Genomic DNA, 24,726 nt, shown 5'->3' with positions numbered 1-24,726 from the left:
GGGTAGTCGGCGTGGGTGCGGTTCCAGTCGTAGACCACCTGTTGCTGCTGCGCGGCATTCAACAGCGGCAGCTCGGCGATGCGCTGCTGCGGCTGGGCGACGATGGCGGCCAACAGGCCCTGCCAGTGCCCGGCGAGCTGGGCAATGGTGGCTTCGTCGAACAGCGCGGTTGCGTAGGTCAGCGACACCGCGATCCCTGCCTCGTGCTCCACGGTCTCCAGCGTCAGGTCGAACTGCGCGGTCCCGCGTTCCCAGTTCAGCGTCTCGACAGCCAAGCCAGGCAGCTGCCGCCCCTGCCCGCGCGCTTCGGTCTGGTGGTTGAACATGACCTGGAACAACGGGCTATGGCTGAGGCTGCGCTCTGGCTGCAAGGCTTCGACCAGCTGCTCGAACGGCAGGTCCTGATGGGCCTGGGCACCCGAGACGCGTCGCTGAGTCTGCTCAAGCAGTTCAGTGAAGGTCATCCCCAGGTCGAAGTCCGCCTTGAGTACCTGGGTGTTGACGAAAAAGCCGATCAGGCCTTCGGTCTCCATTCGATTGCGGTTGGCCGTGGGTATGCCGACACGGATATCGTTCTGCCCGCTGTAGCGGTGCAGCAAGGTCTGGTAGCTGGCCAGCAGGAGCATGAACACTGTCACGCCCCGATCACGCGCCAGCTGCTTGAGGCCGGCACACAGTGTGTCGTCCAGGCTGATATCCAGGCTTGCACCTGCCCGGCTCTGCACCGCCGGGCGAGGACGGTCGATCGGCAGTTCCAGCACCGGCTGCTCCCCCCCCAGCTCGGCCTCCCAGTACGCCAGCTGACGCGCCAGCTCGCCCGCTTCCATGCACCGGCGTTGCCAGATGGCATAGTCGGCATACTGGATCGGCAGTTCCGGCAACGACGCCGGCTGGCCAAGGCGATGCCCCTCGTAGCTGCGGATCCACTCGTCCAGCAGTATCGGCATCGACCAGCCATCGGAGACGATATGGTGCATGACCAGGATCAGCACATGGTCGGCCTCGTTCACCTGCAGCAGCCTTACCCGCCACAGGGGCGCCTGCCCCAGGTCGAAAGGCTGGCCGGCCTCTTCTTCGATGCGACGTTCAAGGCGCTCGGCAAAATCAGCGTCTGGTGCCGCTGCAAAGGGCTCCCGTACAATTTCCACCCGCACACTCGGTTCAATGACCTGCACAGGCTGGTCGCCGTCCTGGGCAAAAGCGGTGCGCAGGCTTTCGTGGCGGTGCACCAGGTCTTCAAGGCTACGTTGCAGAAGCGCGGGGTCCAATGCGCCCCTGAAACGCAGGGCCATGCTGATGTTGTAGGCCGCGCTTTCGGGCTCGAACTGCCAAAGGAACCACTGGCGCTGCTGGGCATACGACAACCCGATGGGCCCCCATTGGTCCCGTATCCGCGGGATCGGCAGCCGAGCGAAGCTCATGCCCTTGGACTGCATCTTTTCAAAGAATTGCTTACGCTGCTCCAGTGGCAGATGCAGGAACCGTTTAACCAGCTCGATGTTCTGGGCCGTCATTTCAAACACTCTCCAGTTCTGCCAGGAAATCACTCAACTCATCGACATCCGCTGCGCTGGCAGGCGCCAGCTCAGCCATCGTCGCCACGTAGTCCGCAAGTCGCCCGGCACCGAACAGGGCCGAAAGCGGCACCTCCAGCCCCAGCAGCAACTGCACGCGCTGGGTCGCCTGGACTGCCAGCAGCGAATGCCCGCCCAGCTCGAAGAAGTTGTCGTTCATGCCGACCCTTTCAAGCTTCAGCACATCGGCCCAGATCGCTGCCACCTGCGCTTCAAGTTCGCCGCAAGGCGCCACGAAACCTTGCTGAAGCGTGTTTGCGTCCGGTGCAGGCAGGGCTTTGCGGTCCAACTTGCCATTGGGGGTCAGTGGCAGAGCGTCCAGCGCGACGAAGTGCGCCGGGACCATGTATTCCGGGAGCATGGCCTTCAGGTACTCACGCAGGGTGTCGCGAAGCGCCTGCATGCACGCATCAGCCACAAGGTACGCGACCAGTTGCCGCCCACCCGGGCCTTCGCTATCGATCACCACCGCTTCGCGAATGGCGGGATGCGCAAGCAGCTTGAGTTCGATCTCGCCCAGCTCGATGCGGAAGCCACGGATCTTCACCTGATGATCGATACGCCCGATGTACTCGATCATGCCGTCGTTGCGATAGGACGCCAGATCACCTGTCCGGTACAGACGGCCTCCGCCATGCTCGGAAGTATCGAAAGGATCGGGCAGGAATTTCTCCGCGGTCAGTGCCGGACGCCCCAGGTAGCCCCGGGCAAGACCGGCACCGGTAAGGCAGAGCTCGCCCGCAACCCCGGACGGCATGGATTTGCCATTGATGTCCAGCGTATACGCTGTCGTGTTCGCGATAGGCCGGCCAATATTGGCTCGCCCACCGGACTCACGGCGGGTCCAGGTGGAATAGGTGGTGTCTTCGGACGGGCCGTACAGGTCGTAGACATGCTCCACATGGCCCAGCGCATAGAGCCTGTCCACCACTGGCTGCCGCAAGGGTTCGCCTGCCAGGTTGACAATGCGCACGCTCGCAGGCAACGAACCGGCGTCGAGCAGTGCCTTGATGGCCGAGGGCACGGTGTTGACCAGGCGTACGCGTTCTCGCGCCGCCAGGTAGGGCAGTTCCAGCGCATTCTGCGCGAGCACCGCGTAGCCACCCGCAGCCAGCGTGACAAACAGCTCCCATACCGACAGGTCGAAACAGATGGACGTCGATGCCAGCACGCCTTGCAGGTCCTGCGTGGTGTAGACCGTGCGCGCCCAGCCGATCAGCGCCGTGACATTGCGGTGCTCGATCAGCACACCTTTGGGCAACCCCGTGGATCCCGAGGTGTAGATGCTCAGTGCCAGGTTGCCCGGCGCGGTGACATTGTCCAGATTCCCATCAGCGTCGTCTCGCAGCTGCAACCGGTCAAGCAGCAAGACTTCGGCCGTCCCGCCCTGCGGCAGGCGATCCGCCAGCGAAGCCTGGGACAGCAACAGACGAGCCTGACTGTCCTGCATCATGTAAGCCAGGCGATCACGGGGGTAGAGAGGGTCCAGCGGCACATACGCACCGCCTGCCTTCAAGATGGCAAGCAGACCGATCACCATCTCCAGGCCGCGCTCGAGTGCGACCCCTACCAGCACATCCGGGCCCACCCCGCGTTCGCGAAGGTGGTGCGCCAACTGGCTGGCACGCCGGTTGAGCTGCTGATAGGTCAGGTGCTGGTCGCCGAAAATCAGCGCGGTGGCGTTCGGCGTGCGAGCGGCCTGCGCTTCGATCAACAGGTGCACACAAGGCGCGTCCGAAAGCGACAAGGCATCACCGTGTCGATGAGCGAGGTCTTGCAGGTCCTCGTCCTCTGTCGTCATTGCCAGGTCACCCAGCCTCTGATCTGCGCCACTGACCAGCGCCTGCAACAGCGTGCCGAAGTGGCGGGCGATCTGCGCGATGCTTTCTTGCGTGAAACACTGGCGGTCGTAGCTGTAGTGCACCGACAGGTGCGTACCTGCGCCAATCGCCAAGGTCAGCGGCACGCTCGACTGTTCATGCCCGCGCACGTTGCCGAACACGAGCCCGGCGGGTGCGCCCTGCTGCAGGGCATCGCCGACCGGGTAGTTCTCGAACACCAGCAAGGTATCGAACAGCCCTTCCCCACCCGATCCGGCCCAGCGCTGGATATCGTACAAGGGGCTGTGCTCGTATTCGCGCAGCGCCAGGTTCTGCACCTGCAGTTGCTGCACCCATTGCGCCACCCGCTGCTGCGGAAGCGGGTTGGCGACCACCGGCAGCGTGTTGATGAACAGCCCCAGCTGTTGCTCGACACCGCGCAGCTCCGCCGGGCGACCGGATACCGTCGCGCCGAAGCTCACGCACGATTGCCCGGTGTAACGCTGCAGAAGCAGCAGCCAAGCCGCTTGCACCAAGGTATTGACGGTCACCCGCTGCTGCCGGGCAAAGGCAGCCAGCGCCTGCGTCTGCTGCTCGCTCAAACGCTGCTGGTGTTCACCGTAGCCGGTACCCAGGCGGGCCTTGTCCTGACGGATGGCCAGTGCCAGGCGCGTAGGCTCGTTCAGGTCATGCAACTGCTGCTGCCAGAAGGCCTGAGCTTGCCCGGCATCCTGGCGCTGCAGCCATTCGATGTAATCGCGATAGCGGCCCGTCACCCCACCGTTCGGCACCCCGGCATAAGCCTGGAGCACCTCAGCGAGCAACTGCGCATTGCTCCAGCCATCCATCAGAATGTGATGACTGGTGAAAACCAGATGGCACGATGCTTCGCTGGTGCGGATAACCGCCAGGCGCAGCAGGGGGTCATGCTGCAGGTCGAAGCCCTTGCGCAGATCGGCTTCGGCCCAGCTGTCCACGGCCGCACCCTGCTCGGCGATGCCGGCCCAGTCCAGGTACGTGAACGGCAATTCGAGCTGCCTGCGAATGACCTGCAGCGGGTGCTGGAAGCAGGTCACGAAGTTGGCCCTGAGCACCTCATGGCGATCGACAGCGGCCTGCCAGGCGAGCCTGAAGCGTGGTACGTCGAGCCCTTTGACGTCAACGCGCATCTGGTTGATGTAATGCCCCCCGCCTTGCTCGAACAGGCTGTGGAACAGCATGCCCTGCTGCATGGGCGCAAGGGGATAGAGGTCTTCGATCAGCGCCGCCGGAACAGGCAGGCTGTCCAGTTGGGCCTGGGTCAGCCCGGCCAGCGGAACATCCGAAGGCGTCAAACCTGCGTGGGCATCCGCCAGGCAATGCTCGACAATCGCCTTGAGCTCGGCAGCGAACTGGTCGGCCAGGCGCTGCACCGTGTCAACGTTGAACATGTCACGGCTGAAGGTCCACTCAAGGTTCAGCTCACCGGCATAGACCTGGCCATTGATCGACAACCAATTGTCCAGCGGCGCTTCGCTGCTCTGGCTGGCGCCGGCGCTTTCGCCAGCGGGCACCAGGAACGCCGACGCATCGGCGTCCGAACCTGGCGCGAAGCTGCCGTCGAACTGCCCCAGGTAGTTGAAGGTGATGTGTGGGTTCGGCAACTGCGCAAGCGCCGCGCGGGCCTGCTCATCGCCCAGGTAGCGCAGGGCACCGTAGCCCAGGCCTTTGTCGGGGATCGACCGCAGCTGTTCCTTGATCCGCTTGATCGACGCATCAAGCGTCTGCTCCGGGCTCAGCCGCACCGGGAACACGCTGGTGAACCAGCCCACGGTCCGCGTCAGGTCAACGGTATCGAACAATTCTTCGCGGCCATGCCCCTCCAGTTGCACGAGCACGTCGCTGCGCTGGGTCCAGCGTGCGATGACGCGGGCCAGTGCGGTCAGCAGCAGGTCGTTGACCTGCGTACGGTAGGCAGCAGGTGCCTGTTGCAGCAGTTGCCGGGTACTGGCCGAGTCAAGACGGGTGCGGGCGGTGCCGACATGCATGCCATGCAACGAGCAACCCGGGTTGTCGCAAGGCAGGTCTGCATCAGCCTGGCCGAGTTGCGCCTGCCAGTAAGCCAGCTGCGCCTGCAGCGTTTCGCTGCGTGCGTAGCGCTGCAAGTGCGCAGCCCACGCCTGGGTCGAGCTGGTCTTGGCAGGCAGGTCGAGTGGCTTGCCGGCGTGCAACTGGTGGTAGGCGGTTTGCAGGTCTTCCAACAGCACCCGCCAGGACACCCCGTCCACCACCAGGTGATGGATCGCCAGCAACACGCGCTGGCTGCCATCCGCGAGGGTTGCCAGCAATGCCCGCAGCAACGGGCCACGCTGCAGATCAAGGCTACCCTGAACGTCATTGCACAACGCTTCAAGCGCCTCGGCATCCGCCACAGTAGCCTGCCACAGCAGACCTTGCTGTGGCGCTGGCGAACCGTAACGAGCCGTCCATTGACCCTCTGCACAATCGAAGCGCAGGCGCAGCGCGTCATGGTGGATCACCAAAGCCTGAAGCGCTTGCTCCAGTGCCTGGCTGTCGAGCGCCTGACCTGCCTTGAGCAACAGCGCCTGGTTCCAGTGGTGGCGCTGGGCAATGTCCTGCTCGAAGAACGATTGCTGGATCGGCAGCAGCAGGGTCTGGCCAGTGGCAGCCTTCTGCTCGATCAGCAATCCGCCTTCGTCCCCTTGCCTGGCGACCGAGGCCAGCCCTTGGACGGTCTGGTGCTGGAACAGCTCTTTGGGGGTGAAGCGGATACCCGCCTGGCGCGCGCGGCTGACCACCTGGATCGAAATGATGGAGTCGCCACCCAGTTCGAAGAAGTTGTCGGACAGCCCCACCTTGTCGACTTTCAGAACATCCGCCCAGATCCCGGCGATGGTCTGCTCCAGCGCGTTTCGAGGTGCCACGTACACCTGCTGCAGCTGAGTGACGTCAGGCGCTGGCAGGCCCTTGCGGTCCAGCTTGCCATTGGGCGTGAGCGGTAACTTGTCGAGGAACACCAGGTGCGTGGGCACCATGTAGTCCGGCAAGGTCGCCTTGAGGTGATCGCGCAGTTCGCTGCGCAGCAGGCTCTGCCCCGGCAGGTCGTCGAGCTGCACATCCGCACTGACCAGATACGCGGCAAGCTGCTTGCCGCCTGGCCCCTGGATGTCGATGACCACACTTTCGCGCACCGCCGGGTGATCCTGCAACCGCGCCTCGATCTCGCCAAGCTCGATACGGAAACCGCGGATCTTGACCTGGTGGTCGATGCGCCCCAGGTAGTCAACCAGACCGTCGGCGCGGGTGCGAGTCAGGTCACCACTGCGGTAGACGCGCTCGCCGTTCGCGGCGAACGGGTCGGGGACGAAGCGCTCGGCGGTCAGGCTTGGCCGGTCGAGATAGCCACGCGCCAGGCAGAGCCCGCCGAGGAACAGTTCGCCACTGTGCCCCAACGGCACCAGGTTGAGGCTTGCGTCGAGGACATAACTGCGGCGGCGCCCGACCAGGCGGCCGATAGGCGCGTAGGCCGCGCCGCAGGTATCGCCTGGCGATGCGCTCCAGAGCAACGGTGTGACCACGGTTTCGGTCGGCCCGTAGCCGTTGAAGATGTATTGCGGGCGCAGGGCCTGCCAGGCCAGCTCGTATCCGGCTTGCGGTACGGCATCACCACCGAAGCAGTAGATTCGCACCGGTGGTGGGTTGCCCACGCGCAGGGCATGCTCGGCCAGCTGTTGCAGATAGACCGGCGGGAACACGGCAATGGTCACGCCATGCCGGTGCATCTCGGCGTAGGCCTGCTCGGGCAGCCACAGGCTGTCGTCACGCACCAGCACACTGGCGCCGTTGATCAGCAGGTGCATCCAGGCCTCATGGGCGCCATCGAAGGCGAAGGACATGAAGTGCAACTCGCAATCCTGCGGGCCGGTTTCATAGCGTTCACCGTTGGCCAGAATGTGCGAGGCCAGAGGCCCGTGCGCCACTGCGACACCCTTGGGCATGCCGGTCGAGCCCGAGGTGTAGATCACATAGGCAAGGTTGTGCTTTGACAGCGCCACCTCGGGCGCCGTGTCCGGGCCTTGCTGCCAGGCGGCCGGCAGGTCCACCGACAGCGTCGGCAACCCGTGGGGGATCGGCAGCGTGCCCAGCACATCGCTCTGCGTCAGCACCAAGGCCGCAGCACAGTCCTGCATCATGTAGCGCAGGCGGTCCTGCGGATAGGCGATGTCCAGCGGCACATACACGCCACCTGCCTTGAGCACTGCCATGAACGCCACCATGATGTCGGTGGAGCGGCGCATGGCGATGACCACCCTGACCTCCGGGCCGACCCCTTGCTCGATCAAGCGGTGCGCCAGGCGATTGGCCTGCGCATCGAGTTGGCGGTAGCTCAGGCGTTGATCGTCGAAGCGGATTGCGATGGCTTCGGGCGTGCGGGCAACCTGGTCTGCGAACAGTTGATGGACGAAACGGTCGTCCGGATGGTCGTCGCCAGTCTGGTCCCACCTTGCCAACAGTTGTTCACGCTCCTGGCTGCCCAGCATCGCCAGCTCGGCGACACGCTGATGGGGCTGACGCACGATGTCGGCCAGCAGGTTGCACCAATGCTGCGCCAGCGCCTCGATGCGCGGGCGGTCGAACAGCGACGTGGCGTAGACCAGCGAGGCGCCCAGCCCCTCGGCATGCTCGAAGGTATCAAGGGTGAGGTCGAACTGTGCGGTATAGCGCTCCCAGGCCATGCCTTGAACTTCCAGCCCGGGCAGGCTGCGCGCCTGCCCCCGCTGTTCGGTCTGGTGATTGTAGAGCGCCTGGAACAGCGGGCTGTGGCTCAGACTGCGCTCAGGGTGCAGCGCCTCGACCAACTGCTCGAACGGCAGATCCTGATGAGCCTGGGCCGCCAGGGCCGTCTGACGCGTTTGCTCAAGCAGCTGGCTGAAGGTGGTGTGCAGGTCGAACTCGGCCTTGAGCACCTGGGTATTGACGAAGAAGCCGATCAGGCGTTCGGTTTCCAGGCGGTTACGGTTAGCGATCGGCACGCCGACGCGAATGTCGTCCTGCCCCGAATAGCGGTGCAACAGGGTCTGGAAGCTGGCCAACAGCAGCATGAACAGGCTGACGCCCTGCTGCTGGGCCAATGCCTTGAGCGCGTGCACGAGGTCGCGGTCCAGGTCGATGGCGAAACTGGCGCCGGCGAAGTCCTGGTTAGCCGGGCGCGGGCGATCGCCGGGCAGTTCGAGTACCGGCTGCCGGTCCCCCAGTTGGGCCTTCCAGTAGGCCAACTGGCGCTCACGCTCACCGGCTTCCATCCACTGCCGCTGCCATACGGCGTAGTCGGCGTACTGGACAGGCAGCGCAGGCAACTGCGCCGCCTGCCCGTTGCGCCGCCCTTGGTACAGCTGCACCAGCTCATCGACCATCACCGGCATCGACCAGCCATCGGAGACGATATGGTGCAAGGTCAGTACCAGGACATGGTCATCCTCGGTCACCCGCAACAGTTTCACGCGCAGCAACGGCCCGTGCTCCAAATCGAAGGGACGTTGCGTCTCTGCCTCGACCAGGCGCTTGAGCAGCGCGGCCTGTTCGTCTCCCTCGCACGGTTCGACCCCTTCGCAGGCCAAGCTGAACGGCTGCGCCGGGTGGATCACCTGCAGGGCTTGGTCACCGGCCTGGCGGAAGGTGGTACGCAGGGTCTCGTGCCGCGCGATCAGCGCTTCGAAACTCAGGCGCAGTGCCTCGACATCCAGCTCACCGCGCAGTCGCAAGACCGTGGCCATGTTGTAGGCGGTACTTTCAGGGGCCATCTGCCAGAAGAACCACTGCCGCTGCTGGGCATAAGACAAGGCCAACGGCTGGGTGCGGTCGACCGGCTGCAACGCCAGGGCAGCCGCGTGCGTGCCCTGCCCTGTCAAGGCGACGAAATCAGCCAGCACCGGGGCTTCGAAAAGCGTGCGCAGGGGTATTTCCAGGCCCAGGGCCTGGCGAATGCGCGAGGTGACCTGGGTAGCCAGCAACGAATGCCCGCCCAGTTCGAAGAAATGGTCGGTCAGGCCGATGCGTTCAACCTTGAGTACCTGGGCCCAGATGGCTGCAATCTGTTTTTCACGTTCGCTGCGAGCGGGCACATAGGCTGGCTGTTCGAGGCTCAGGTCGGGCCTTGGCAGCGCCTTGCGGTCCAGCTTGCCGTTCGGCGTCAGCGGCAATTGGCCGAGGAACATCAGGTGCGCCGGAACCATGTAGTCCGGCAATGCAGCCTTGAGGTGGCTTGCCAGGTTTTCACGCAGCGCATCCTGCGGTTCAACACCGCCCTCGATCACCAGATAGGCGACCAGTTGCTTGCCGGTGGGCCCGTCGATGTCGATGACCTGTGCTTCACGCACCCTGGCATGCTCTTGCAGTCGCGCTTCGATCTCGCCCAGTTCGATGCGCAGGCCGCGAATCTTGACTTGATGGTCGATGCGACCGACATAGTCGAGAACACCCTCGACACGGGCGCTTGCCAGATCGCCGGTACGGTACAGACGGCCGCCGCCGACCGGGTCGAACGGGTCGGGAATGAAGCGCTCGGCGGTCAGCGCAGGGCGGTTGAAATAGCCACGGGCGAGACAGCCGCGACCACCGATCAGCAGTTCGTTCACCCAACCGGCCGGGGCCAGGACAAGGCCATCGTCACAGACATAGGTCACCCTGCCGCCCACCGCCCGCCCGATCGGCACGATGGCCTTGCCAGCGGCACCAGGCTGCAAACCTGCACAGTCCTGCACGGTGGTTACCACCGTCGCTTCGGTAGGCCCATAGGTATTGAGCAGACGTGCCTGCTGCAATCCGCTGGCGTACCAGTCGCCAAGGCTTTCCATCGGCATGGCTTCACCGCCCACGTGCACCTGACGCAGCGACGCGCAGGCACCGGCGGGCAGCTTTTCCGCCGCCAGCATGCGCCAGTAGGCGGTGGTCAGGTCCGCCACGGTGATGCCGTGGGTGACGATGGCCTGCTTGAGGGTTTCGATGTCCCACAGCTGCGAGCCGCGCATGACGACCCGGGCACCGCAACACAAGGCCGGGTAGAGCTGCTCGACAAAGCCGTCGAAGTTGACCGTGGCGAACTGCAGCACCCGATCACTGGCATCGAGCCGCGAATAGTCAGCCGCCACGCTGCAGAACACCGACAGCGCCCGATGAGCGACGGCTACACCTTTGGGCTTGCCGGTGGACCCGGAGGTGTAGATCACATAAGCCAGGTTGTCGGGGACGGTCAGGCTCACCGGGTTGGCCGTACTGTAGTTGCCCAGCCAGTGCTCATCCGCCTGCATTTCAAGGCAGGTCACCGCTGTGGAAACCGGCAGCATCGGTGTCAGGTGGGGCTGGGTCAGGAGCAGGTGAACACCGCTGTCCTGCACCATGAAACGCAGGCGCTCCTGCGGGTATTGCGGGTCGAGCGGCACATAGGCACCACCGGCCTTGAGAATGCCAAGCAGGCATACCACCATGTCCAGGCTGCGTTCCACGGCGATGCCAACACGCACCTCAGGCCCCACGCCAAGCTCGCGCAGCTTGTGGGCCAGCTGGTTGGCGCGGCGGTTGAGTACCTGATACGTCAACGCCTGATCATCGAGGACCAGCGCCGTAGCCTCCGGTGCGCGCAGCACCTGCGCCTCGAACAGCTGATGCACGCCGAGGCCTTCGGCGAAACGCAAGGGGGCCGGGTCGACGGCTTCAAGTGCCAGCTTGTGCTGGGCAGCCGAAAGCAGAGGCAGCTCGGCCACCGGCAATGCCGCGTTACTGGCCAGGGCGCCCAGCAGGTTGACCCAGACCGATGCCAGGCGTTCGATACGCTCGACGTCGAACAGGTCCGATGCATAGCCGAAGGAGGCGATCACACCCTCGCTGCGTTCGAGGGTGTCCAGCGACAGGTCGAACTGCGTGGTGTGCTCGACCAGGTCGACCTCCTCGACACGCAGCCCTTGCACGCTGTCGCCAAAGACCCGCTCGCCAAGGTCGCTCAGGTGGTTGTACATGACCTGGAACAGCGGGTTGTGGCCCAACCCCCGCTCGGGTTTGAGCGCTTCCACCAGCACATCGAAGGGGATGTCCTTGTTCGCCTGAGCCTGCAGGGTGGTCTCCTTGACCGCCAGCAACAAGTGCCTGAAGGACTGCAACGGATCGACCGCCACGCGAGCGACCAGTGTGTTGACGAAGAAACCGATCAGCCCCTCCAGCTCAAGGCGATTGCGGTTGGTCACCGGCATGCCGATGTTGAGCGTTTCGCGCCCGCTGTAGCGCGACAGCAGCAGTGCGAACGAGGCCAGGAACACATGGAACAGCGTGGCATTGGCGGCAACCGCCAGGCGCTGCAGATCGGCGGTGAGCGCGGCAGGCAGGAGCACATCCACGCGCCCGCCGCGGTAGCTCTGGACCTGAGGGCGAATACGGTCGGCAGGCAGTTCGAGGACTGCGAAATCGTCTTCCAGCGTGGTTTTCCAGAATGCCAACTGGGCCTGCAGCTCGCCCGAGGCCAGGCGTTCGCGCTGCCAGGCGGCGTAATCGGCGTACTGCACCGCCAACGCCTGGCGTTCGAGCGACTGGCCGGTAGTGTGGGCGTTGTAGACGGCAGCCAGCTCGCGGACCATGACGCTCATGGACCAGCCGTCCGAGACGATGTGGTGCAACAGCACGGTCAGCACCTGCTCCTGCGGGCCACCCTGGAACAGCTTGACCCGAATCAGCGGCCCCTGTTCGAGATCGAAGGGCGTAAGCGCCTCGTCCTGTAGGCGCTGCTGCAGCGCCCGGCTGTCGGCAGTGCTGAGGTCATGGTACTCGATGCACGGCGACGCTGCGGGCAGTATGCGCTGCCGGGGGATGCCGTCATGCTCTTCGAAGATCGTGCGCAGGGATTCATGGCGCATCACCAGCGCATCGAACGCGGCCTGCAACGCGTCCCGGTCCAACTGGCCGTGCAAGCGAATGGCCAGGGGGGTGTTGTAGGCAGTGCTTTGCGGGTGCAGCTTCCAGAACATCCACTGGCGATACTGGGCGTGCGAAACCTGCAGCGGCAACGTCCGGTCCAGCACCTGGATCTCGCCTCCGGCGACCTGCTCCAGCCCCTGCAGCGCCTCGACGAAACCGGACAGGTCGGCAGTGTCGAACAGCACCCGCAAGGCCACGTCCAGGCGCAGTTGCTGCCTGATCCGCGAGACCACCTGAGTGGCCAGCAGCGAATGGCCACCCAAGGCGAAGAAATTGTCGTCGAGGCCGACCTGGGCCTGTTGCAACACGTCGGCCCAAATGGCCGCGACCTGCATCTGCAGTGCGGTCTCGGGAGCCCGGTAAAGGGCTGTGACGGCGACCGGCTCAGGCAATGCCTTGACGTCGACCTTGCCATTGAGGGTTACCGGCAGATGCTCCAGCAGCATCAGGTAATGCGGCACCAGATGCTCGGGCAGGGCGAGCTTCAACGCGGCCCGGATACCGTCGACGACAGCTTGACGGGCTTCGTCCTGCGCAGCCCAGTGCTGCGGGACCAGGTAGGCGGCCAGCTGCCGATCGGCGTCTTCGCCAACCACGCGCACAACGGCGCTTTCGATCCCCGGCAACTGCCGCAGACAGGCATCGATCTCGGCCAGTTCGACGCGGTAGCCGCGAATCTTCACCTGGCCATCGATGCGCCCGGCAAAAATGCATTCGCCGTCAGCGTTCAGGCGTACCCAGTCGCCGGTACGGTACATCCTCGCACCCTCGGTGCCGCAGGGGTCGGGCACGAAGCGCTCGGCAGTCAGCGCCGCCTGGCCCAGGTAGCCACGCGCAAGCCCTGCACCGGCGATATAGAGTTCCCCCCTGGCCTTGCCGGGCACGGGTTGAAGGCAGCTGTCCAGCGCATGGGCGCGCAGGTTGTCCAGCGGCTGGCCGAGCACCGGGCGATCCTGCAGGGCATGGGTAAGGACGCCGACCGTTGTTTCGGTGGGACCATAGTGGTTGATCACGTCGAGGTCGGGCGCCAAGGCCTTGATGCGGCACAGAAGCGCCGCAGTGCACGCTTCGCCCCCCACCACCAGGCAGCGCCGTGGCAAGGCTTCGGCGCCTGCGGCGAGCATGGCCTGCAAGTGCGAGGGGACGATCTTCAGTGCATCGATGGCATGCGCCTGCAGGTAGGCGGCGAAGACCTGGGCATCGAGCACGGTCTCCTTGGGCAGCATGTGCAGGGTCTTGCCGTAGCACAGTGCACCGAACAGCATGGTGTGGCCAAGGTCGGCCGCCGGCGTGGTGACCATTGCCAGGTTGCCGATCTGGTCCATGGGCAGGCGTTGGCTGACGCCGCGCACGTAGTTGACCAAGGCGCCATGGCTGACCGCGACGCCCTTGGGCTTGCCGGTGGTGCCGGAGGTGTAGATGACATAGGCAAGGTTGTCGGCATGGACCGCCACCTTGGGCGCCGACGCAGACGGGTAGTCACCCTCCACGTCAATCGCTGCGACGCCTTCAGGCAGGCTGATCTGCCCTGCTCGGCCCACTACCCACTTGACCTCGCTGTCGGCAAGCATGAAGTCGATGCGCGACTGAGGCTGGTCAGGGTCCAGCGGCAGGTAGGCGGCACCGGCCTTGAGCACGGCCAGGATGCCGATGAGCATCTCGCAGGACCGGTCGGCCACCACGCCGACCCGCTGATCCAGCTGTACGCCACGCGCCAGCAGTGCATGGGCCAGGGCATCCGAGCGTGCCTGCAAGGTGGCATAGCTGATTCGACCGGCGTCGCCGCTCGCTGCAAGGCCTTGCAGGTTGAGGTTGGCGGCCGTTTCGATCAGGTGATGGACGCACAGGCCGGGCGTTTGCGCCCCGGCAGCTTGCGGCTCCAGCGGCTGTACCGCCTGGGTCGCCAAGGGCAGTTCGCCGACCGCAGTGGCGGGCGATTGGGTCAGCCCATCGAGCAGTCGCAGCCAATCCTCGCCGAAACCGATGATCGTGGCTTCTTCGAAGACATCCAGCGCATAGGTGAACACCGCGTGCAGACGCCCGGCACTTTCATAGGTGTCCAGGGAAAGGTCGAAGCGAGCGCTGTGCTTGTCCAGGGCGACTTTTTCCAGCGTCAGCCCACTGCCAAGGCGAACCTGACCGGCGTCGGCAATGGCCGCCTGGTGGTTGAACAGCACCTGGAACAACGGGCTTTGCGCGCTGCTGCGATCCAGTTCGAGCGCCTCGACCAGGCGCTCGAACGGCAGGTCCTGGTGCGCCTGGGCGCCCAGGGCGGTGTCTTTGACCCGGCCAAGTAGCTGGCTCACATCCATGAGCGGGTCGATATCGGTATGCAGCACCTGGGTGTTGATGAAGCAACCGATCAAGCCTTCTACTTCAGTACGGTGGCGGTTGGCGACCGGAACGCCGACGCGGATAGCGCGCTGGCCACTGTAGCGTTGCAGCAGCAGCTTGAACGATGCCAGCAGCACCATGAACAGGGTAACCCCCTGGGCACTGGCCAACGCCCTGAGACGCTCGGCAAGCGCTGGGTCGACCTGCAACTCGCGCCGCGCGCCGCGATGGCTCGGTGCGCCGACACGGGAATGGTCGAGCGGCAGCTCAAGCACGGCATGATCATCGCCCAGCTTCTCGCGCCAGTAGCTCAGCTGTCGCTCCTGCTCACCGGCTTGCAGCCAGCTGCGTTGCCACAGCGCATAGTCGCGGTACTGGATGGGCAGCGCCGGCAGGGTCGCTTCGCTGCCCTGACAGGCGGCATCGTACAAACGCACGAACTCGTCGATCAGCACGTTCAGCGACCAGCCATCAGCCACGATGTGGTGCAGGGTAAGCAGCAGCACGTGCTCGTCGGTGGCCAGTTGCAGCAGGTTCACGCGCAACAGCGGCCCTTGCAGCAGGTTGAAAGGTGCCTGCGCTTGGGCTTCGGCCAGTGACGCGACACGGGCTTCGCGTTGCGCCGCTGCCAGGGCGGTGAGGTCGTGCTCGACGATGGCAACGGCCTCGGCAGCGAGGACCTCCTGGTACAGATGCTCACCCTGGGTACGCAGGCGCGTACGCAGGCTCTCGTGGCGCGCAACCAGGCGATCGAACGCTTGCTGCAGGGCCTGGCGGTCGAGCTTGCCCTTCAGGCGCACAGCCATGGGTAGATTGTAGGCAGCGCTCTGAGGGTCCAGCTGCCAGAGAAACGACATACGCCGCTGGGCGTAGGACAACCCATCGCGGTCATCGCAGGCAACATCGGCAGGGATCGGAAACAAGGAAAAATCGACGCCCTCTGCCTTTAGCCCGGCCAGGAACAAACGGCGTTTTTCCGGCGGCAGTTCGATAAAGCGGCGAGCGAGTTTCAACGAGTTTTCGGCATTCATGCAATGCGTCCTTAGCGATAGGAAGCGGGACCACAGGGCCCAGTCATCCCTCAAAGACGAAACAGCCGCGAGCTGATTTAGCCAAAGCCCCGGCCACCGCCGGCAGCCCAGGCTGCGCGATTAAATCACCGGGTGGGCGACTCGTCTGAACGTCATACCCATCCTCCAGAAGGCGGCCCTCGCGATGCTCTCCACCCTGGCCAACAACCTGCGCAAGCGGGTCACTCAAGCGCTCCCCGGCAAACGCCCCAGCTATCGAATCTTCAATATCCAGCTGAAGCGGCGGATCGCGCTCAGCCCTTCGCTCACCCGGCTGGTATTCACCGGACCAGAAGTTGTTGAAATGACCACCCTGGCCCCAGACCAACGGGTCAAGCTGCTGTTTCCCGCCCCCGACGGCTCACCGCCCAGCCTGAACAACGACCTGCACTGGAAGGCCGCGCACAGCGCGCTGCCACCGGCCCAGCGCCCGCCGATGCGCACCTACACCATCCGTGCCTTGCGCCGTGAGGCGCTGGAGGTGGATATCGACTTCGTGCTGCATGGTGTCAACGGCCCCGCCTCGGCCTGGGCCACCCACGCGCAGGTGGGTGACCGTTTGCAGATAGTCGCGCCCAACCTGGCCTATGAGGGCGACCCCGGCGGTTATGAATGGAAGCCACCCCAGGGCGTGCGCAATGTGCTGTTGGTAGGTGACGAAACCGCACTGCCGGCGATTGCCGGCATCCTGGAGCAACTGGCCGACACCCAGCCCGAGCTGGCGGTGCACGCGTTCATCGAGGTGCCGCTGGAGGCGGATTGCCTGAGCCTGCGCCATGGCGATGCCACTGCGCTGCGCTGGCTGCCGCGCGAACGGCTGAGGTGCGCACATGGCCAAGCCATGCAGCACGCCTTGCGCGAGCTGGCAAGCCTGCCACTTGGGCACGCCACACCACGGGCGAAGCTGGAAGACGTGGATATTGATACACGCATCCTGTGGGAACAGGCCAGTAGCGACAGCAGCGAGTTTCACGCCTGGGTGGCGGGGGAATCGGCGACGGTGATGGAGATACGCCGGTACCTGATCAAGGAACGTGGATTGCAGCGAGAATGCCTGACGTTGATGGGGTATTGGCGGGCCGGTCGCACCTTTGATTGACGTGAGACAGCCGAGGGCGCCGTGCGCCCCCGGCTATCGGTCAGACTGCCGCGATGAACGCCTCGGCAAAACGCTGCGCCACTTCATCGATCTGCTCGCCGCTGATGATCAACGGTGGCAGGAAACGCACCACGGCGCCATGCCGCCCACCCAGCTCCAGAATCAGCCCGCGCTTCAGGCACTCTCGCTGCACCTTGGCCGCCAGATCGCGGTTGGCCAGCGGCTGGCCAAGCGCATCCTTGCCCTGCGGGTCCACCAACTCCACGCCGAGCATCAACCCACGCCCGCGAATGTCGCCCAACTGCGGGTAATCACGCTGCAACTGCTGCAGGTGCCTGCGCAAGCGCAGCCCCATGGCCTCGGCGTGCTCGGCCAGGCGGTGTTCCACCAGGTAGTTGATTACCGCCGAGCCCGCCGCCATGGCCATCTGGTTGCCCCGGAATGTGCCGGCATGCGCGCCCGGCTTCCAGGTGTCCAGCCAGTCGCGGTACACCACCACCGCCAACGGCAGGCTGCCGCCAATGGCCTTGGACAAGGTGACCACGTCCGGCACGATGCCGGCATGCTCGAAGGCGAACATGCGCCCGGTACGGGCAAAACCGCTCTGGATCTCGTCGACGATCAGCGCCACGCCGGCCTGCTCGGTGATGCGGCGCACGCCCTTGAGCCATTCGATATCGGCCGGAATCACCCCGCCCTCACCCTGCACCACCTCGAGGATGACTGCAGCCGGCAACGGCACACCACTTTCCGGGTCGAGCAGCAGGTTTTGCAGGTAATGCAGGTTGGCCTTGACCCCGGCTTCGCCACCCAGGCCGAACGGGCAGCGGTAGTCGTAAGGGTACGGCATGAACTGCGCCCCATTGCCGAGCAAGGCCCCCAGTGGCTGCTTCGGCCCATGGCTGCCCATCAGGCTCAACGCCCCCAGGCTCATGCCGTGGTAAGCGCCCTGGAACGCCAGCACGGTGCTACGACCGGTGGCCGTGCGGACCAGTTTCAGCGCTGCTTCTACCGCATCGGTGCCGGTCGGGCCACAGAACTGCACCTTGGCCTCGCGGCGTAGCGCCTCGGGCAGGATGCCGAACAGGTCCTGGACGAAGCGGTCCTTGACCGGCGTGGTCAGGTCCAGGGTGTGCAGGGGCAACTCATCGGCCAGTACCCGCTGGATCGCCTCGACCACCACCGGGTGGTTATGGCCCAACGCCAACGTGCCTGCGCCGGCCAGGCAATCGATGAACTGGCGGCCTTCGACATCTTCCACATGGATGCCACGGGCGCGCTTGAGTGCCAGCGGAATGCGCCGTGGGTAGCTGCGGGCGTTGGACTCTTGTTGCTGCTGGCGTTGCAGCAAAGGCGAATCAGTGAACGCGTACAAAGGCTGCGGCGCGTTGGCCACAGGGAGCTGGGCAAGGCTGGAAGCGGTGGACATGGGTGAATCCTCGCAAGCAAGCGAATGAGCGGTTATCGCTTGGAAAACGCTTGAGTGCCGGGAGGATTTAGCGGTTGTTACTGGATTTTACTTAAACGGTGTTGGCCCTTTCGCGCGTAAAGCCGCGAAAGGGCCAACACCGGCAGCGAAGTCAACTGGCCGAGCGCGCCGGCACCTGCAACAAGACCCGCAAACCATCGCTACGGCTGTCGAACCTCAGGCTACCCGCACACCGCTGCACGATCGCCTGCACGATCGCCAAGCCCAATCCGCACCCACTACTCTGTCCGTTACGCCAAAAGCGCTCGGTCAGGTGCTCAAGGTCGGCGTCGGCAATCCCCGGCCCATGGTCGCGCACCATGAACCCCACCTGCCCGTCGGCCATCTGCACCTCCAGCTCTACTGCCTCGTCGCCACCATGGCGCAAGGCGTTGTCCAGCAGGTTGCGCAGTGCGGCCACCGCCAAGGGGGCCGGCATGCCCAGGTAGATCTGCGTCGCTTCTTCAGGCAAACGTACCACGATGCGCCGGTTATCGCCGCCACCTGCGTCCTGCACCGCCTGCCGGGCCACCTGTTCGGCGCTGCACTGCACGCCATCTTCGAACGACAGGCTGCCTTCTACCCGCGCCAGCATCAACAACTGCTCCAGCGTGCGATGCATGCGGTCGGCCCCTTGTTCGGCATGCTCCAGCGCCTGCTCGCGCACGGCGCCGTCGGTCATGCGCGCCACTTGCAGGTGGGTCTTGATCGCGGTCAGCGGGCTGCGCAGCTCATGGGCGGCATCGTCAGTCAGGCGCCGCTCGCGCTCGATGGTCTGGGAAATGCGCAGGAACAGCTGGTTCTGGGTTTCCAGCAACGGCTGCAATTCGCTGGGCATGCCTGCCACCTGCAGTGGCTCGACGCTATCAGCCCGCCTTCGCCGTAGCGCATCGCGCATGCGGTTGAGCGGCTCCAGGCCTTTGCCCAGGCCAATCCACAACAACCCCAGGCTGCCGAGCAGGGCCATCAGCACCGGTGCCGAAGCCGCCAGCAGAATCGACTGGTTCAGCGCCTCACGCTCCATGTGCCGGTCAGCCGTGGTGATGCGCACATCACCATGGTTGTAGGTAAAGGTACGCCACAGTGCACCGTCGATCGTCTGGTCACGGAAACCACTGCGCTCGTCGTCCATGGCGCCATCGTGCTTGTGGTTGCTGGCAAGGATCTCGCCACGCAGCGAGCTGACCTGGCAGGCCATGCCGTCCGGCACGCTGAACTGGTCGGCAGAAATGTGCGCCTCCCCGCCCTTGGCGGTGAGCGGCTGCGGCAACTGGTCGATCAGCCCGGCGACCATACGCGCCGACGCCACCAGGCGCTGGTCAAGGGAAAACATCATCTGCTGGCGCAGGTCGCGCAGCATCCACGCGGCGGCCAGCACCCAGATGATCACGAAGGCACTGCCCAGGATCAGGCTAAGGCGTACCCGCAGGCTCATGATGCGGCCTCTTCCGGCGCCTGCGCCGGGCCCAGGCGGTAACCCAGGCCACGTACGGTCTCGACGATGCCGTTGCCCAGCTTGCGCCGCAGGTGGTGGATATGCACGTTCAGGGCGTTGCTCTCGACTTCGTCGCTAAAGCCATACACGCAGTCTTTCAGTTGTTCGCTGGACAACACCCGCCCGGGGTTCTGCAGCAATGCCTGGAGCAGGGCCTGCTCCCGGCGGGACAAGTCGACCGGCCGCCCGGCCAGGGTCGCCTCGCAGCTGCTGGGGTCGTAACGCAACGGGCCGTGCTCGATCACATTCACCGCCCGCCCCGCCACCCGCCGCAGCAGGGTGTGCAGACGAGCGGCCAGCTCGCGCAGGTCGAAGGGTTTGAGCAGGTAGTCGTCGGCACCGGCCTGCAGGCCATCGACGCGGTCGGTGACGGCATCACGGGCAGTCAGCACCAGTACCGGCAGTGTTTCGCCCTGCTGGCGCAGGCGGCGCAGCAGTTTCAAGCCGTCTTCGTCAGGCAGGCCGAGGTCGAGAATCATCACATCGAACTGCGCGGCCTGCAGCATCGCCCGCGCACCGGCGGCGTTACCCACCCGGTCAACGGTCAAGCCCTGGGCAGTAAGGCCGGCGCAGATGCCGGCGGCGATCAGGTCGTCGTCCTCGCAGAGCAGAACGTGCATGGTGGAGCTCCCGGAGTGGTATGGCTGGCATTGCACCTTGGGCGGATTAAGGTGGGATTATGAACCAAGCGAGGCCCTGCGGCGTGTCGACATCCAGCAATACCCCCGCATCTTCCAGCTCGACCACCACACAGCTACCCCGGTGAGCATGCACCACCGAGCGTGCCCCTTCATCGCCATGCAGTTGCCCCAGCGCCGGCCAGAAATCCCGCCCGAAGATCACCGGGTGCCCCTGCTGCCCTGCATGGCGTGGCAGCACGATACGGGACGCATGGGCGGCCCCGACCAGCCGGCCCAGGGTTGCCGGCTCGATCCATGGCATGTCACCCAGCAAAATCGCTACCGCCTGTGCCTGGCTGTCGTGAAGCGACCGTGCCCCGACAGCCAGGCTATGCCCCATACCGGACGCGGCATCTGGGCTGCCGATTACCCGGCAACCGGCAGGTAACCCGAAATCCTCCCCGCGCTCCCCCTCACGCAAGACCACACGCACCTCGTCGAACACCGCCCTGGCCCGCGCCACACTGTGCGCCAGCAGGCTGCGGCCATCGGCCAGGGTCGCCCGGCGCTTGTCGGAACCGAAGCGCGTGCTGCTGCCAGCCGCCAACACCAGCGCGATCACACTCACAGCGCCACCTTCTGGCGCTTGCCAAACCACTGCAGCGCCCGGCATACCACCTGTCGTTCACAATGCTGCACGTTTGCTCCGCCTTCAGTTCGACGAATCGCAGAGATTCAAGACCGACATACAGGGGGCCACAATTCGTATCCGTTGAAAAGGGGTTAACCTTGAGTTAATCGACTCCAGCCAGCATGGCCCCATTCCTGGATCTGCCAAGGCGAAGACATGCGCGTTTTCCTGCTCTTCCTGACACTGTTGCTGGCCGGCCCCTTGCAGGCCAACCCGTTCGACGTCAAACCTGACTTTCTACCGGTCAACCAAGCCTTCGTGCTCACCCACGACCGCCAGGCCGACGGCCAGATGCGCCTGTACTTCCAGATCAAGCCGGGCTACTACCTGTACCAGAAGCGCCTGAAGTTCGACGGCCTGCCCGCCGACCAGCACCCGCAGCTGCCGCCGGCGCTCAACCACCATGACGAGTTCTTTGGTGACAGCGCGGTATACCGCGACCAGCTTGAGCTGCTGCTGCCCGCCAATGCCCAGGGACAACTACGCCTGGGCTGGCAGGGCTGTGCCGACGCCGGCCTGTGCTACCCGCCGCAAACCACGCAAATCGACCTGGGTGGCAGTGTGGCGCCTGTCGCCGAGCAAGCCGGCGACCAGGCACTGGCCAGCGGCCTGCAACAGGGCCACCTGGCCTGGAGCCTGCTGGCGTTCTTCGGCCTTGGCCTGCTGCTGGCCTTTACCCCCTGCTCGCTGCCAATGCTGCCGATTCTGGCCGGGCTGGTGCTGGGCAACGGCGCCAGCGCCCGCCGCGGCTGGCTGCTGGCCGGGGTGTATGTGCTAAGCATGGCGCTGGTGTACGCCGCCCTGGGCGTGGTCGCCGCGCTGCTGGGTGCCAGCCTGCAAGCCTGGCTGCAGCAACCCTGGCTGCTGGGCAGCCTGGCAGTGTTGTTCGTGCTGCTGGCCCTGCCAATGTTCGGCGCCTTCGAACTGCAACTGCCCGCCGCCCTGCGCGACCGCCTGGACCGCGCCGGGCAAGGCACCCGTGGCGGCAACCTGTATGGCGCCGCACTGCTGGGGGCGTTGTCCGGCCTGCTGCTTGGCCCGTGCATGACCGCGCCACTGGCCGGTGCGCTGCTGTACATCGCCCAGAGCGGCGACGTGTTGCAAGGCGCGCTGGTGCTGTTCAGCCTTGGCCTGGGCATGGGCGTACCGCTGCTGTTGCTGGTGACCCTGGGCAACCGCTACCTGCCGCGTCCGGGCGCCTGGATGGAGCGGGTCAAGGGCGTGTTCGGCTTCGTGTTCCTGGCCATGGCGCTGTACACCCTGCGCAGCCTGCTGCCCGCCACCCTGCTGCTGGCGCTGAGTGGCGCCTGGCTGATCGCCCTGGCCTGGGCCAGCTGGCCGGCCTTGCAGCGCCAGCCAGCATTGCGCGCCGTGCCACTGCTGGGCGCCCTGTGGGGCGGCCTGTTGCTGGTAGGCGCAGCAGCCGGCGGCGACGACCTCTGGCAACCCCTGCGCCCGTTCGCTGGGGGCGCCACGCCGGCCGCCGCCCAGCAAGCCGAAGACCGTTTCGTGACGGTGAGCCGCCCTGAAGACCTGCAACGTGAACTGGATGCGGCAAAGGCCCGTGGCCAGTGGGTGATGCTCGACTACTACGCCGACTGGTGCGTGTCGTGCAAGGTCATGGAAAAGCAGGTGTTCGCCCGCAGCGACGTGCAGGCCGGCCTGGCCGGTGTGCACCTGCTGCGCCTGGACGTGACCGCCGACAGCCCGGCCAGCAAAGCCTTGCTGCAGCGCTACCAGGTACCCGGTCCGCCCAGCATCATCTGGATCGGCCCGGAAGGCGACGAACGCCGCGCGCGGCGCATCACGGGTGAAGTGGACGCCGCCACGTTCCAGCAGCACTGGGCCCAGACCAGGAGCCAAGGCTGATGCTGACCGTAACCCTCGGGCCACTGACCATGGCCCTCAACCACCTGCTGATGCTCGCCGCCCTGGGGATCGCCAGCGTGGTCGGCTGGTTCGTCGCCCGGCGTGGCGGCGAAAGCCCCGAGTCGGCACTGTTCAACCTGTTCCTGATCGGTGTGCTGGCTGCCCGCGCAGGCTTCGTGCTGGCCTACTGGCCGATGTACCGCGATGAGCCGTTGCAGATCATCGACATTCGCGACGGCGGCTTCCTGTTCTGGTCGGGCCTGGCCGGTATCGTCCTCGCAGCCCTGTGGCAGGGCTGGCGCCAACCGGGCCTGCGTCGCCCGCTGGGTTGGGCGCTGTTCAGTGGTGCGTTGTTCTGGGGCCTGGCCAGCCTGGGCGGGCACCTGTACAGCAAAGGCACCGAGCTGCCGGAACTGAGCCTGCGCAACGCTGGCGGCCAATCCGTCGCCTTGCACAGCTACCGTGGCAAGCCGCTGGTGATCAACATCTGGGCCACCTGGTGCCCGCCCTGCCGCAGGGAAATGCCGGTGCTGCAACAGGCGCAAAGCGACTATCCGCATGTGACCTTCCTGTTCGTCAACCAGGGCGAAACCCCGGAAAACGTCAGCACCTTCCTTGCCACCACCGGCCTGAGCCTGACCCATGTGCTGTTCGACGGCACCGGCCTGCTGGCCCAGCGCGTCGGCTCCATGGCCCTGCCCACCACCCTGTTCTACGACGCCGACGGGCGGCTGGTCGGCAGCCACCTGGGCGAGCTGTCCCGGGCCAGCCTGCGCCACGCCCTGGAGCCTTTCGACCGGGCCACCGCGCCCGCCCCTGCCGCACAAGGAAACTGACATGCGACTGACTGCACTGCTGCCCCTGTCCCTGGCCCTGCTGGCCGCCCCCGCCTTGCAGGCCGAAGAGCTGCCCAAGGCCGTTCAGCAACTGCAAGCCAAGGGCGCCGTGATCAAAGGCAGCTTCGACGCGCCCAACGGCCTGCGCGGTTACGCCGCCGAGTACCAGAACAACGCCCTGGCCCTGTACCTGACACCCGACGGCAAGCACGTGCTGGTTGGCAGCCTGTTCGACGAGCAAGGCAAGGACCTGAGCGCCGAGCCGCTGGAAAAGCTGGTGTATGGGCCGATGAGCAAGGCCATGTGGGCGAAGCTGGAGAAAACCGCCTGGATCGCCGACGGCAAGGCCGATGCGCCACGCAAGGTGTATTTGTTCAGCGACCCGAACTGCCCGTACTGCAACATGTTCTGGGAACAGGCGCGGCCGTGGGTGGAGTCGGGCAAGGTGCAGTTGCGCCATATCATGGTCGGCATCATCCGCGAAGACAGCCCGGGTAAATCGGCGGCGCTGCTGGCCGCGAAAGACCCGGCCAAGGCCCTGCAACAACATGAAAAAGCCGGCAAGGCCAGCACGCTGAAGGCACTGGAACAGGTGCCGGAGGCCGTGCAGCAGAAGCTGTCGGCGAACATGGCGTTGATGGAAGAGATGGGGTTGCAGGCGACCCCGGCGATTTTCTATCAGGATGAACAGGGCAACCTGCAGAGCCAGCAAGGGGCACCTCGGCCGGAGATGCTGGGCAAAATTCTGGGTAAACGCTAGCGCATGTCTTGAGTTTTGCAGTGGGGCGCAGATCGAGCGCCGCCCGCGCGGCGCATCGCGAGCTACGCTCGCTCCTACGTTTGTTTCGGGCCAGTTATTCCTGTGGCATCTGCGCGCGAACGCCTTGGC

At 65.3% G+C, this 24,726-nt stretch carries 10 protein-coding genes; 4 read left to right on the top strand and 6 right to left on the bottom strand.

Annotation, left to right across the window (positions count from 1 at the left end):
* Both FHW75_RS15530 and FHW75_RS15525 read right to left on the bottom strand, forming a co-directional pair.
* Positions 1-1,514 (bottom strand): condensation domain-containing protein (locus FHW75_RS15530; RefSeq protein ID WP_260308781.1); only part of this gene is annotated, 1,514 nt, incomplete at its 3' end.
* Position 1,515: 1 nt separating this feature from the next.
* Positions 1,516-15,720: a non-ribosomal peptide synthase/polyketide synthase gene (locus tag FHW75_RS15525; protein WP_183674043.1), complete on the bottom strand. Its 14,205-nt coding sequence runs from the start codon at positions 15,718-15,720 to the stop codon at positions 1,516-1,518.
* Between the two features lie 184 nt (positions 15,721-15,904).
* On the opposite strand from FHW75_RS15525, the gene FHW75_RS15520 reads away from it, so the two are divergent.
* On the top strand, positions 15,905-16,858 hold the full coding sequence (locus tag FHW75_RS15520; protein WP_183674041.1) for a siderophore-interacting protein: 954 nt from the start codon (positions 15,905-15,907) through the stop codon (positions 16,856-16,858).
* Positions 16,859-16,898: 40 nt separating this feature from the next.
* Here FHW75_RS15520 and FHW75_RS15515 read toward each other — a convergent pair whose 3' ends face one another.
* The 4 genes from FHW75_RS15515 to FHW75_RS15500 all read right to left on the bottom strand — a co-directional run bounded on the left by FHW75_RS15515 (position 16,899) and on the right by FHW75_RS15500 (position 21,069).
* The gene (locus tag FHW75_RS15515; RefSeq protein WP_016711680.1) at positions 16,899-18,287 is read right to left on the bottom strand and encodes an aspartate aminotransferase family protein; all 1,389 of its coding nucleotides are present in this window, start codon (positions 18,285-18,287) and stop codon (positions 16,899-16,901) included.
* Positions 18,288-18,438: 151 nt separating this feature from the next.
* Positions 18,439-19,761, bottom strand: a complete 1,323-nt coding sequence (locus FHW75_RS15510; protein WP_019096927.1) for an ATP-binding protein — start codon at positions 19,759-19,761, stop codon at positions 18,439-18,441.
* On the bottom strand, positions 19,758-20,441 hold the full coding sequence (locus tag FHW75_RS15505; RefSeq protein WP_016711682.1) for a response regulator transcription factor: 684 nt from the start codon (positions 20,439-20,441) through the stop codon (positions 19,758-19,760). The genes FHW75_RS15510 and FHW75_RS15505 overlap by 4 nt, the downstream gene beginning before the upstream one ends.
* Before the next feature lie 46 nt (positions 20,442-20,487).
* Positions 20,488-21,069 carry an NTP transferase domain-containing protein gene (locus FHW75_RS15500; protein ID WP_025754794.1) on the bottom strand — a complete coding sequence of 194 codons (582 nt, stop codon included), beginning with the start codon at positions 21,067-21,069 and terminating at the stop codon, positions 20,488-20,490.
* Positions 21,070-21,288: 219 nt separating this feature from the next.
* Between FHW75_RS15500 and dsbD the strand changes: the two genes are divergently transcribed.
* Genes dsbD through dsbG form a run of 3 tightly spaced genes read left to right on the top strand, consistent with a single transcriptional unit; the run spans position 21,289 to position 24,597 of the window.
* Positions 21,289-23,001, top strand: coding sequence for a protein-disulfide reductase DsbD (gene dsbD / locus FHW75_RS15495; protein ID WP_016711684.1), 1,713 nt, complete (start codon positions 21,289-21,291; stop codon positions 22,999-23,001).
* Positions 23,001-23,837, top strand: a complete 837-nt coding sequence (locus FHW75_RS15490) for a TlpA disulfide reductase family protein (protein ID WP_016711685.1) — start codon at positions 23,001-23,003, stop codon at positions 23,835-23,837. The genes dsbD and FHW75_RS15490 overlap by 1 nt, the downstream gene beginning before the upstream one ends.
* A 1-nt stretch (position 23,838) precedes the next feature.
* Entirely contained in the window at positions 23,839-24,597 is a 759-nt protein-coding gene (gene dsbG, locus FHW75_RS15485; RefSeq protein WP_183674039.1) for a thiol:disulfide interchange protein DsbG, read from the top strand.
* The last annotated feature ends 129 nt before the right edge of the window (positions 24,598-24,726 follow it).

It is taken from the genome of Pseudomonas sp. OG7 (assembly GCF_014192825.1).
In the GTDB taxonomy this organism is placed as follows: domain Bacteria; phylum Pseudomonadota; class Gammaproteobacteria; order Pseudomonadales; family Pseudomonadaceae; genus Aquipseudomonas; species Aquipseudomonas monteilii.
Note: the sequence above shows the minus strand (reverse complement) of the source record. Positions and strands in the feature narration are given on the sequence as shown.

What these genes read in the sequence shown, in the direction of transcription:
- dsbG (WP_183674039.1), top strand. Translation starts at nt 23,839, where the DNA reads ATGCGACTGACTGCACTGCTGCCCCTGTCCCTGGCCCTGCTGGCCGCC.
- dsbD (WP_016711684.1), top strand. Translation starts at nt 21,289, where the DNA reads ATGCGCGTTTTCCTGCTCTTCCTGACACTGTTGCTGGCCGGCCCCTTG.
- FHW75_RS15520 (WP_183674041.1), top strand. Translation starts at nt 15,905, where the DNA reads ATGCTCTCCACCCTGGCCAACAACCTGCGCAAGCGGGTCACTCAAGCG.
- FHW75_RS15505 (WP_016711682.1), bottom strand. Translation starts at nt 20,441, where the DNA reads ATGCACGTTCTGCTCTGCGAGGACGACGACCTGATCGCCGCCGGCATC.
- FHW75_RS15510 (WP_019096927.1), bottom strand. Translation starts at nt 19,761, where the DNA reads ATGAGCCTGCGGGTACGCCTTAGCCTGATCCTGGGCAGTGCCTTCGTG.
- FHW75_RS15525 (WP_183674043.1), bottom strand. Translation starts at nt 15,720, where the DNA reads ATGAATGCCGAAAACTCGTTGAAACTCGCTCGCCGCTTTATCGAACTG.
- FHW75_RS15490 (WP_016711685.1), top strand. Translation starts at nt 23,001, where the DNA reads ATGCTGACCGTAACCCTCGGGCCACTGACCATGGCCCTCAACCACCTG.
- FHW75_RS15515 (WP_016711680.1), bottom strand. Translation starts at nt 18,287, where the DNA reads ATGTCCACCGCTTCCAGCCTTGCCCAGCTCCCTGTGGCCAACGCGCCG.